Raw genomic sequence first — 11,896 nt, forward strand, 5'->3', positions numbered from 1 at the left:
GCACCCGCCGCCCCGGCCCGGCCGGGCAGGCGGACCGGGGCCTCACAGCATCCTGCGGCGTCTGCCCAGCCACGTCTGTGCGATCACCACGGCCGCGAGGAAGGCGCCGCTGACCACCTGCTGGTACGCGGAGTCCAGCGAGCCGATCTGATTGATGACGTTCTGGATGACCTTCAACAGCAGCACACCCACGAGCGAGCCGCTGATGAAGCCGAATCCGCCGGTCAGCAGGGTGCCCCCGATGACGACGGCCGAGATCGCCTCCAGCTCCATACCCGAGCCGAGGATGGTGACCCCCGAGACCAGCCAGGCGGCGTTGAGGGCGCCCGCGAGCCCCGCGCAGACGCCGGAGAGCGCGTACACGGTGGTTTTCGTGCGGGCGACGGGCGCGCCCATCAGCGCGGCCGCGTCCTCGTTCCCGCCGACCGCGTACACGTACTGGCCGAAGCGGGTGCGGCGCAGCACCACGGCCCCCAGGACGAAGAGCGCCACGGTGATCCAGACCGGCACCCCGACACCGAGCAGCTTGTCCTGGCCGAGGCGGGCGAAGAACGACGTGTCGTCGACCAGGTAGGTCGTCGCCCCCTCGTTCGTGATCGCCAGCAGGATGCCGCGAGCGGCGAGCAGGGACGCGAGCGTCACGATGAACGGCGCCAGTCTGGCCCTCGCGATCAGCAGGCCGTTGACCAGCCCGATCAGTCCGCACACCGTCAGCGGGAGAAGCAGGGCCACCAGGGTCCCGTACCGCGAGCCCCAGGCCCCCAGCACACCTCCCAGTGCGAAGAGCGAACCCACCGAGAGGTCGATGCCGCCCGTGATGATCACGAAGGTCATCCCGAGGGCCACGACGGCGAGGAAGGCCGAGGAGACGGCCATGTTGCCGAGGTTGTCGGTAGTCAGGAAGGTGTCGAAGCTGAGCGATGCGGCGATCACGGCGACGATCAGCGTCACCAGAGCGCCGTGCTGCTGGGCGAGTGCGCTGATCCGCTCCCCGCGGGTCGAGCCGGCCGGCTCGTCCCCTCCGGCCGAATGTCCGGTCCCGATGGTCTGCACGGCGGTCACCGCTTCCCCCGTCCCCGTGCCGCGTACACCGCGAGCACGATCACCACGGCCTGGGCGATCTGCGTCCAGGACGGAGGCAGATCGTGCTTGATGAGCGTGGCGGTGAGAAGCTGGATGAGGACGGCCCCCGCCACGGTGCCGCCGATCCTGATGCGGCCGCCGCTCAGCGGCGTACCGCCGACGACCACCGCGGTGATCGCGGAGAGTTCCATCAGATTGCCGAGCGAGGTCGGGTCGCTGGCCTGCAGACGCGCGGAGGCGAGCACACCGGCGACGGCGGCCAGCACCCCCGAGCAGACGTAGACCAGGATCAGCACCCGCCGGACCGGAAGGCCCGCCAGCTGTGCGGCAGGGCGGCTGTCACCGATGGCGAGCAGCTGCCTGCCGAAGGTCGTGCGCCGCACGGTGAACGCCACGACCACCGCCAGCGCCACCGCGATCAGCGCCAGATACGGGATGCCGAGCACATCCCCGGAGCCGAGCGACGCCATGGCAGGGTCGTGGATGTCCTTGAGCTGCGGGAGCAGCACCAGGGCGATCCCGCGCCCCGCCACCATCAGCGCCAGCGTCGCGACGATGGGCTGGACGCCGATGAACGCGATCAGGGAGCCGTTGGCCACGCCCACCACGACTCCGCCGATGACGGCCGTGATCAGCGCGACCCACACCCCGTAGCCCAGATAGAGCGAGACCAGCGACGTGGAGAGGGCCATCACCGAGCCCACGGAGAGGTCGACGCCCTCGCTGCCGATCGCCAGAGCCATCCCGAGCGCCACGATGAGGACCGGAGCGACCTGGACGGCCTGGGTGCGGAAGTTCTCCGCGGACAGGAAGTGGGGCGTGAAGGCGACGTTGGCCAGGATGAGCACGGCCACGCCGGCGTACACGCCGTACTCCTGGAGCAGCCTCAGCAGCCGGTCCCGGTCGAGAGAAGTGCGCCTGAGCGCCAGGTCAGTCATGGTCCCCGTCCTTCGCGGCGATGGCCCGCAGCAGCTGTTCCCCGGTGACGCCGTCGCCGGACAGCTCGGCTATGACGGCGCCGTCCCGCAGGACGACCACCCGGTCGGAGCCCTCGATCAGCTCCTCGGTGTCGGAGGAGATCAGGAGCACTCCCAGCCCGTCCTCGGCCAGTTCGTCGATGAGTTTCTGCACCTCGGCCTTGGCGCCGACGTCGATGCCCCGGGTCGGCTCGTCCAGCAGCAGCACCCGGGGCTGCATGGCGAGCCAGCGGGCGAGCAGTACCTTCTGCTGGTTGCCGCCGGATAGTTCACCCACCTTCTGGTGCGGGCCCGCGGCCTTGATCCGCAGGCGCGCCATGAAGGTCTCCACGATGCTGTCGATGCGTTTCTCGTCGACCAGGCCGAAACGCGAGAGCCCCGGCAGCGCGGCGAGCGCGATGTTCTCCCGGACCGAGAGCCCCGGCACGATGCCCTCGGCCTTGCGGTCCTCCGGCAGCAGGCTGATGCCCGCCCGGATGGCGGCGGGGGTGGAGCCGGTACGGACCGGGGCGCCGCCGACCCGTACCCGGCCAGAGTCGGGCGACAGTGCTCCGGCGATGGCCTTGGCGGTCTCGCTGCGCCCCGAGCCGAGCAGCCCGCCGAGCCCGACCACCTCGCCGGGGCGGATGGTGACCGACACCCCGTCCAGAACATGACGTATCGTCAAGTCCATGGCCTCCAGGACGGGTTCCGTGTCCTCCGCGTGCCCGCCGGTGAATTTGGTGAGACCTTCGCTGCGCACCTCACCCATCTCGCGGCCGAGCATCAGTGAGACGAGCCGCAGCCGGTCCAGTTCGGCGATGGGCCCGGTGTGCACGACCTTGCCGTCCCGCAGGACGGTCACCGTGTCGCACACCTCGTACAGCTCTTCGAGGCGATGGCTGACGTAGATGACCGCGATCCCGCGGTCGCGCAGCATCCGGATCACCCCGAACAGGGTCCGCACCTCGGCCGGTTCGAGCGAGGACGTCGGCTCGTCCATGATGACCACCCGCGCGTCGACCGAGACGGCGCGGGCGAGTGCCACCATCTGCTGGGTGCCGACGCCCAGCGTGCGCAACGGCCTGCGGACGTCGATCCGGACGCCGAGCGAGCGGAGCGCCTCGCCGGCCTCGCGGTGCATCCGGCGGAAGTCGATCAGACCGATCCGGTTGCGGGGCTCCCGGCCGAGGAAGAGGTTGCGGGCCACGCTCAGCAGCGGGACCAGGTTCACCTCCTGGTAGATCGTGGAGATCCCGGCGTGCTGCGCGGCGAGCGGGGTGGCGAAGGCGACCGGCTCCTGGCGGAAGGCCAACTCGCCCTCGTCCGGGTGGTGGACGCCGGTCAGCACCTTGATGAGGGTGGACTTCCCGGCGCCGTTCTCACCGATCAGGGCGTGGACCTCACCGGACCGCACGGCGAAATCCACCCCGTCGAGCGCGCGGGCACCCGGGAACGTCTTGGTCAGGCCGGTGACGGAGAGCACCGGCGGTTCGGGCGCCCCCACGGTCAGAACGCCTTGCCGATGTCGGCCTTGGCGTTGTCCTTGCTGTACTCGCTGTCCTGGATGATGATGTCCTGCGCCACCTTCTGGCCCTTGGTGAAGTTGTCGAGAGTCTCGAAGGCGAGCGGCCCGAAGCGCGGGTTGGACTCCACGTCACCGCTCATCCAGCCGTCCACGATCTGCTGGACGCCGTTGCGGGTTCCGTCGACGGTCACGATCTTCACCGCACCGGCCTTCTTGCCCGCTCCCTTCAGCGCGTTGACCGCGCCGAGACCCATCTCGTCGTTCTCCGCGTAGATGCCGGCGATGTCCGGGTTGGACTGGATGAGCTGCTCGGTGACCTGCTGGCCCTTCTCGCGGACGAACTCGCCGGTCTGCTCGAAGACCACCTTGAGACCCGGTGCCTTCGCCTTCAGCTCGTCCTTGAAGCCCTTGGTGCGCTCGGTGGTGACGTTGTTGCCCGCGGAGCCCAGCAGGATGGCGAGTTTCCCCTTGCCTCCCGTCGACGCGATCATCTGGTCGGCCGCCCGCTTGCCCTGCTGGACGAAGTCGGAGCCGATGAAGCTCACATAGTCCTTGCACGCGGTGGCGTTGATCTTGCGGTCCACGGTGACGATCGGGATGTGCTTCGCCCGCGCCGTCCGGAGCACCGGTCCCCAGCCGTCCGAGTTCAGCGGGGCGATGACCAGCAGGTTCGCGCCCTTGGCCATCAGGTCCTGGACGTCGCTGATCTGCTTGGAGAACTGCGACTGCGCGTTGGCCGTGAGGAGTTTCAGTCCGCGCTTCCTGGCCTCGGCCTTCATCGAGGCGGTCTCGGCGATCCGGAAGGGGTTGGCTTCCTTCTCGGACTGCGAGAAACCGATGGTCGCGTTCTTGATGTCGAGCTTCTTGCCACCGAACTGGTCGATGGTGCAGCTCTTGGCGTCGCCCGCGGACGGACTGGCGACGACTTGGCCCGAGTCACCCTTGCCGGACGAAGCGGACGTGTCCTTCGAGCCGGAGTCCTCGGACTTGGCGCAGCCCGACGCGAGCGCGAGGCTCGCGGCGAGACCGGTGGCGAGAAGAGCTTTGCCGGTGGTGCGGCGCAGCAGCATGGTCGGATTCATGGCGTCCCCAGATTTGGCGCAGACCCGTGGCAACGAGGCACGGGAGGCGGGCTCGTACGAGTCGACTCAGCGTTCCGGGCCACTTTTTACAACGTTAGAAGGGTCCTGTAAACCCTCCGCGTTCCGAAGGACTGATACCGCGTCACCGGCGTCCTCGTGTGCTCTCCCGCTCCACCAGCCGGAATTCCGCGATCAGTTCACGTCCGGGAGGCGTTCCGGGCACCGGCCCCGGATTCTTCTCCGGGGCCCGGAGCCCCCCGATGACCGACTCCACCGCGAGCCGCGCGATGGACTGTTTGTCGGGTGCGATGGTGGTGAGGGTGACCGCCCCGAATCTGGCCTCCGCGATGTCGTCGAACCCCACCACCGCCACGTCCCACGGCACCCGCAGTCCGCGTTCCGAGAGCACCCGCATCGCACCCACCGCGACCAGGTCGTTGTAGGCGAAGACGGCGTCCGGCCGCCGGCCCGAGTCCAGCAGCCAGGCCATCGCCTGCGCACCGTCCCCGCGGTCCCAGCCGCTGGTGGGGGCCACCAGCGCGTCGGGCGCCTGCAGCCCGGCGGCGGTCAGCTCCTCGCGCCAGCCGCGGAGCCGCAGCTGGGCGGGGCGGTTGATGCGATCGGTCCGCGCACCGAGGTACGCGATGCGGGTGCGGCCGAGCCCGATGAGATGCCGCACCGCCCGACGCGCGGCCGCGACGTTGTCGATCGCGATGTGGTCGTACGGCAGGTCGTACTCGCGCTCCCCGAGCAGCACCAGGGGCGCGTCATGGATCCGGCTGCGCAGGTCGTCCGCCTCCAGCTCGATCGGTGAGAGGATCAGCCCGTCGATGACCCGCCCGCGGAAGCCCTGGCTGACCAGGATCTCCTGTTCGCGCTCGCCGCGGGTGTGGTCGAGCAGCACGGTGTAGTCGTGCTCCGCCGCCACGTCGATCACGGCCCCCGCGAGCTCCGCGAAGTACGGGTTGCCCAGTTCGGGTACGGCCAGCGCGAGGATCCCCGTACGGCCTTTCCGCAGGTGACGGGCGGTGAGATTCGGTACATAGCCGAGTTCGTCGATCGCTGCCTGCACCCTTGCGCGCATCGCGGGAGTGACGTGCTGGTAGTTGTTCACCACGTTCGAGACGGTCTTGATCGAGACGCCTGCGAGTCCGGCGACGTCTTTGAGGCTGACGCCCACTGAGTCTTCCCTCCGAGTGGTCATGCCGGTGGACAGCGGGCAGGAGTCGTGCTCTCATGCCAACTGCCGTTCCTTCCAACGTTGTACAGACTGTTGCAACGAGCCGCCACCCTTCCTCAACAAAGGAGGATCCGTGCGCACCAGAAGAAATCTGGCCCTACTCCTCGCCGCCGTCACCGGCATGGCAGGGCTCTCCGCCATACCGGCCGCGTCCGCCGCGCCCACCGACTCCGCCCGCCCGATTCCCGCCGTCACCGCCCATGGGCTGAAGGGGGAGTACTACACCCAATCCGCCCCGGGAGCCTTCGACTTCGCGCAGCTCAAGGCCACCGGCTTCGATCCGGACATCGACTTCCCCACCCTGGAGTCACGGCTCCAGTCCGCCACCGGGCAGTCGGACAACGACAGCGTGCGGTGGACCGGGAAGATCGTTCCGTCGAAGACCGGGGCCCACACGTTCTCGATGACCGGGGACAACGGCTTCCGGCTCTGGATCGACGGAAAACCTGTCATCGACCACTGGGTCGACGACTGGGAGAAGGAACAGACCTCCCAGCCGGTCGAGTTGACCGCAGGCAAGGCCTATGACATCAAGATCGAGTACTTCGAGCACGAGGGAGGTTCCAACCTCCATCTGAAGTGGACCCCGCCGGGCGGCACCAAGACCCCCGTCCCGCAGTCCGCGTTCCTGCTGCCGGACGGCTACGACTACGACGGTGCCATCGCCGCCACCGTCCAGAAGTCCGGCCGCACCCTCAAGCTGGACTTCGCGCAGAAACTCGCACCCCCGCCCGCCGGCCTCGCGGGCCACCTCGGCGCCGTCATCGGTGGCGCGACATGGCCGCTGGGCACCGTCAAGGCGGACCCGGCCGACCCGCACAGTCTCACCGTCGCACTCAAGAAGCCGGTTGTCGGCAAGAAGGGCGGCGGCGCCGGCGGCCTCGCCGACGTCCGCTACGACGGGCAGGGCGCCCTGAAGGGACAGGACGGCAAAACCGTCGGCGCCTTCTGGTCGAGCGGCGCCAACAACTCCCAGTACGAACTGCGCACCAAGTGGGCCGACGATGTCAGCCCCTCCAACGCCCACCCCGAGTACCCCAGGCCGCAGCTCACGCGGGACGACTGGCAGAACCTCAACGGCAGCTGGCAGTTCGCCGCCGCCAAGGCGGGGGAGAAGCCGCCGGTCGGAAAGAAGCTGGCGGAGAAGATCCTCGTCCCGTACCCGGTGGAGTCTCAGCTCTCCGGAGTCGAACGGCACGAGGACCGGATGTGGTATCGGCGTACGTTCACCGTGCCCAAGGGCTGGAAGGTCGGCTCCGGCAAGCGGCTCCAGCTCAACTTCGGTGCGGTCGACTGGCAGGCCGAGGTGTACGTCAACGGCACCAAGGTCACCGAACACAAGGGCGGCTACGACAAGTTCAGCGCCGACATCACCGACGCGCTGAAGCCGGGCCGCACCCAGGAGGTGATCGTCGGGGTCTACGACCCCACCGACGCCAAGGACGGCGAGAACCCGCCGATGGGCAAGCAGCGCGAGGACCCGAGCGGCATCTGGTACACCCCGTCGTCCGGCATCTGGCAGACCGTGTGGATGGAGCCGGTCGCGGCCGACCACGCGGACTCGCTCAAGCTGACGCCGGACATCGCGGCGCAGAAGGTCGCCGTCGATGTGCAGGGAGTCCGCAAGGGCGTGCCCGTCACCGCCACCGCGTACGACGGCAAGCGCAAGGTCGGCACCGCAACCGGCCGTACCGGCGCGGCCCTGAGTGTGCCCGTGCCCGAACCGCACCTCTGGTCGGCGGACGACCCGCACCTCTACCAGCTCAAGGTCACGGTCGGCTCCGACCGGGTCGGCAGCTACTTCGGGATGCGCTCGATCGCGGTCGAGAAGGTGAACGGCACTCCGCGTACCGTGCTCAACGGCAAGCCGGTCTTCATGATGGCCACCCTCGACCAGGGTTTCTGGCCGGACGGTCTGTACACCGCGCCCACCGACGAAGCCCTCGCGTACGACCTGAAGATGCACAAGGCGATGGGCTTCAACTCGGTGCGCAAGCACATCAAGGTCGAGCCCGACCGCTGGTTCTACTGGGCCGACAAGCTCGGGCTGCTCGTCTGGCAGGACATGCCGGCCATGGAGGCGGGCACCGATCCGTCCCCGGCAGCGCGTACCGAGTACGAGCACGAGATGAAGCAGATGATCGACCAGCACAGCAGTCATCCGTCGGTCGTCATGTGGGTGACGTTCAACGAGGGCTGGGGCCAGTACGACATGGCACGCATCGCCGACCAGGCCAAGGCATGGGATCCGACGCGGCTGGTCAACAGCATGTCGGGCATCAACCTGGGAGCCGACGGAGGCACCGGCGACATCATCGACGAACACGGGTACCCGAGCCCGGCCCTGCCGGCGCCCGACGGGAAACGCGCGATCGTCAGCGGTGAGTACGGCGGACTCGGGCTGGCCGTTCCCGGGCACGCCTGGGCGGTGCAGCAGTCGTACGTCGACGTCGACCCGGCCGCTTACACCGACGACTACCTCACCAAGCTCGGCGAGGTGCGCAAGCTCGCCTGCCAGGGCAGCAACGGAGCCGTCTACACCCAGATCTCCGATGTCGAGGGCGAGCTGAACGGGCTGATGACCTACGACCGGAAGATCATCAAGCCCGACGTGAAGCGGGTCAAGGCGGCCCAGGACGCGCTGATCCACGACGCGTCACAGGCGGTACCGGCAGGGTGCCCGGCCTCCTGACCGGCCCCGTGTGCTCCGGACGCCCGCGCTCCGGAGCACACGGAGCATTCCGGTTCGAACTCTTGACGCGAGCCCGACAGGAACCAACAATGATCGCGTTCTGACAACGTTGTCCAAGGAGGCGTAGCGGCTTGTCCCCTCACCCGTACGAGCTGAGCAGGCGCCGTTTCGCCCAACTGCTGGGCCTCTCCGCGGCGCTGACCGCCGTACCGCTCGCCATGGGCGCCGCCCCCGCCGCAGCGGAGCCCGGCCGGACAGCCCACACCACCCGGCCCGGGAGCACACAGCCCCCGGACGCGGTGGCCGGCACCTACTACCGCGTCCTGCTCGACTACACCCGCTGGTCCGAGACCCAGTGGGACGCGGAACTCGGCCACTACACCGCCACCGACTTCGGCTTCGCCGTCGTCCTGGGCAACGCGCTGCTCCTGACGCGCGGCACCTACGACGCCGATGCCGCAGGGGTCGGCGAGGAGACCCTGCGCACGCGGACCCTCGCCACGATCCGGCACTTCGCCGCCTCCAACCGGCTGACCGGCGGGACGGAATGGGGCCGCACCCTCTTCTTCGACACCACCTTCCAGTCGTACTTCATCCTCGCCGCACGGCTGCTCTGGAGCAGCCTCGACGAGGACACCCGGAGCAACGTCGACACCATCGCCCGCGCCCAGGCGCAGTACACGACCGGCCTCGGCACGGCCGACGACCCCGCGTCGGGCGACTGGACGCCGCACGGCTCCGCCGGCGGTTTCACCGGGGACACCAAGCTGGAGGAGATGGGCGTCTACGCCCAGTCGCTGGCCCCGGGGATCGCCTGGGCGCCCGACGACAGCCACCAGGGCGACTGGCGGACGGCGTTCGGCCGCTGGAGCCGCAACGAGACCGGCCTCCCCGCCGCCGACCTCGCCAACCCGGCGCGGGTGGACGGCGTCCCGGTCAGCGCCAACACCGCCCACAACCTGTACGACACCTTCATCGTCGAGAACCACGGTTCCTTCGGCCCGCACTACCAGGCCGAGCTCTGGCGTACCTCCGGCCGCAACGCCGCCCACTTCATCACCGCGGGGCAGCCGCTGCCCGAGGTCCTGACCGCACAGCCCAACGCGGGCCCGCTCTGGGACACGCTGCTCATGGTGATGAGCGACGCGGGCGAACCGCTGATGCCCATGGTCGAGGACCGCGAGCATCTCTACGGACGTGACATCATCCCGCTCGCCTTCCTCGCCCAGGTCGCGGGCGACCGTGCGGCGGCCCGCGCCGAGGAGGCGCTGGCAGCGCGGCTCCTGGCCTACCAGGCGTATCCGCCGGAACACCGGATGGCGAAGTTCTCCGGAGAGCCCAAGTACGAGCCCGAGGCCCGCGCGGAGATCGCGATCAGCTATCTGCTGCACGAGTGGCGGGCCCGCACCGGCTCACCGGTGCGGCCGCTGAGCGAGCGCGAGCTCTTCGCGCAGGCGAGCGGAGCCAAGGACTTCGGTACCGGGCCGGGGCTGCTCGCCCATCAGTCGCCCGGCGCCTGGGCGGCCACGGTCAGCAAACCCGGCTTCGTCAAGTTCGCCTGGCAGCCCGCCCACGACGACTGGCTCTTCGCCCTCAGCGGGCACACCCCGATGTTCCTGCCCAGCAGCGGTGGCACGGTGACGGCCCGCACCACGGTGACGTACAGCGCACTGCGCGACGGTTTCGACGGAAGCGCGAGCGTGCTCACTCTCGGCACCGGATTCGCGGGCCTGACCACGCTTCCCTCGGGCACGGTGGTCTACGCGACGTCGGGTACCGGCACGGGCGAGGGACACCTGGAGGTGCGCAACCTGACCATGCCGGGCATCCCCGGGCTCGACGGCAGCCGCACCTACACGGCCGCCGGGGGAGCGGTCACCGTGCCCGCGCGCGACGGTGCCGCGCCGGCGGCTTCGTCGGCACGCACCGACGAACTCGCCCTGGAGGCGACGGCGTTCAGGTATGTGCGGATGCAGGGGATCACCCCCGACCCTGCCTACGGGTACTCCCTCTACGCCATGGAGGTCCGCGACGGGGCTTCGGGCGCCGACCTGGCGCGGGGCGCCACCGCCACCGCGTCGTCGGAGGACACCGGCAAGGAGGCCGCCCTCGCGGTCGACGGGGACACCACGACCCGGTGGGCGGTCTCCCGCGCGGACCGGACCCGCGCGGACAGCCGGCTCACCGTCGACCTCGGTGCGGAGCGCCGCTTCGACCGTGTCACGCTGCGCTGGGAGTCCGCGGCCGGCCGTGCCTACACCGTTCAGGGCTCGTCCGACGGACAGGTGTGGACCGACCTGGCGCACTACCCGCGTCCCGACCTGACCAGCACGGGCGGCTGGCTCTGTGTGGACGGACGGGCCGGGCTCGTCGTCCGCGGCGCCCGGAGTCCGCTCGCCGTGTACGGCGACACGGTCGTCCTCTGCGACGGCCCCGCCCAGCCCCTGCTCGTGGAGGGATACCCCTCCGCCGACGCCGCCAGGACCCGCGCCGCCGCCGCCCGGGCCGTCCCGGCGTCCGGGCACCCGGGGGTCCTGGTCAGCGACGCGGAGGGCTGGCTGAGCCTCTTCAACCTCACCGGGCAGCCGGTCACCACCACCGTCACCCTCCCGCAGGACACCCGTTCCGTACGCCTCTACCCGGGTGACCAGACCGTCACCGGCTCGGGCACCGACACCGTGGCCGAACTCGGCGCCGCCGCCGCGACGCTGGCCCCCTTGCGTCTGACGCTGCGTACGGCGTCGGGCGCTCGGGTCCCCGCCGGGCTGCGCGCCGAGGTCGGCGACGCGGGCACCGTACGGCTCACCGGGCCTTCCGGCCGGTACGTCGTCACCGCTCCTGGCGGGCGCGGCGTCGCAGTGACCCTGCGCTCCGGCCGCCCGTCCGATGTCAGGATCCCCGGCGCCACCCCGTACCCGCTCGACGACGCCGCACTCGGCCGCACCACCTTCCCGACGGCGCCCCTGCCGCCCGGAATGTCGGACCCGGCGGCCGCGGTCGACGGAGCGCGCCACACGTCGTGGACGCCGGGCCCCGGTGGCCGCATGGTCGTCGACCTCGGCTCCGTGCAACGGGTGCGTGCGGTAAGGGCGGTGTGGACAGGCGGCCGGGCACCGGCGTCGCGCGCCGAGTTCAGCACCGACGGCGTCGGCTACCGGGCGGCGGGGGAGCTCGTCCGCCGCGGTCACGACAGCGCGCTGACCACGGACGGTTCCGCCCGGTACGTCGCGCTCGCAGTCCCCGGCTGGCAGCACGGGGACGCGACCCTGATCTCGCTCGGCGTCTCCTGACCCGCGCTCCCACAGGCCCCGCCCC

7 protein-coding genes are annotated in these 11,896 nt (G+C 70.2%); 2 read left to right on the forward strand and 5 right to left on the reverse strand.

Annotated features, from left to right (window positions below; genetic code table 11):
- Positions 1-42: 42 nt before the first annotated feature.
- The 5 genes from OG917_RS29420 to OG917_RS29440 all read right to left on the reverse strand — a co-directional run bounded on the left by OG917_RS29420 (position 43) and on the right by OG917_RS29440 (position 5,829).
- Complete coding sequence (locus OG917_RS29420) at positions 43-1,062, reverse strand: ABC transporter permease (RefSeq protein WP_443059035.1); 1,020 nt, start codon at positions 1,060-1,062, stop codon at positions 43-45.
- Complete coding sequence (locus OG917_RS29425) at positions 1,059-2,021, reverse strand: ABC transporter permease (protein ID WP_328321321.1); 963 nt, start codon at positions 2,019-2,021, stop codon at positions 1,059-1,061. Before OG917_RS29425 ends, OG917_RS29420 begins: the two co-directional genes overlap by 4 nt.
- Positions 2,014-3,525: a sugar ABC transporter ATP-binding protein gene (locus OG917_RS29430; protein ID WP_328322274.1), complete on the reverse strand. Its 1,512-nt coding sequence runs from the start codon at positions 3,523-3,525 to the stop codon at positions 2,014-2,016. Before OG917_RS29430 ends, OG917_RS29425 begins: the two co-directional genes overlap by 8 nt.
- A gap of 23 nt (positions 3,526-3,548) precedes the next feature.
- Entirely contained in the window at positions 3,549-4,649 is a 1,101-nt protein-coding gene (locus OG917_RS29435; RefSeq protein ID WP_328321323.1) for an ABC transporter substrate-binding protein, read from the reverse strand.
- A 142-nt stretch (positions 4,650-4,791) separates the two neighbouring features.
- Positions 4,792-5,829: a LacI family DNA-binding transcriptional regulator gene (locus OG917_RS29440; protein ID WP_328321325.1), complete on the reverse strand. Its 1,038-nt coding sequence runs from the start codon at positions 5,827-5,829 to the stop codon at positions 4,792-4,794.
- 181 nt (positions 5,830-6,010) lie between these two features.
- Between OG917_RS29440 and OG917_RS29445 the strand changes: the two genes are divergently transcribed.
- Together OG917_RS29445 and OG917_RS29450 are read left to right on the forward strand one after the other, a co-directional pair.
- Positions 6,011-8,581 carry a PA14 domain-containing protein gene (locus tag OG917_RS29445; protein ID WP_443059110.1) on the forward strand — a complete coding sequence of 857 codons (2,571 nt, stop codon included), beginning with the start codon at positions 6,011-6,013 and terminating at the stop codon, positions 8,579-8,581.
- A gap of 131 nt (positions 8,582-8,712) precedes the next feature.
- On the forward strand, positions 8,713-11,871 hold the full coding sequence (locus OG917_RS29450) for a discoidin domain-containing protein (RefSeq protein ID WP_443059036.1): 3,159 nt from the start codon (positions 8,713-8,715) through the stop codon (positions 11,869-11,871).
- The last annotated feature ends 25 nt before the right edge of the window (positions 11,872-11,896 follow it).

Origin of the sequence: Streptomyces sp. NBC_00388, from assembly GCF_036061255.1 — a bacterium.
Taxonomy (GTDB): domain Bacteria; phylum Actinomycetota; class Actinomycetes; order Streptomycetales; family Streptomycetaceae; genus Streptomyces.

Excerpts from the sequence above, each read along its gene's own strand:
- OG917_RS29425 (WP_328321321.1), bottom strand. The coding sequence starts at position 2,021 with ATGACTGACCTGGCGCTCAGGCGCACTTCTCTCGACCGGGACCGGCTG.
- OG917_RS29435 (WP_328321323.1), bottom strand. The coding sequence starts at position 4,649 with ATGAATCCGACCATGCTGCTGCGCCGCACCACCGGCAAAGCTCTTCTC.
- OG917_RS29445 (WP_443059110.1), top strand. The coding sequence starts at position 6,011 with ATGGCAGGGCTCTCCGCCATACCGGCCGCGTCCGCCGCGCCCACCGAC.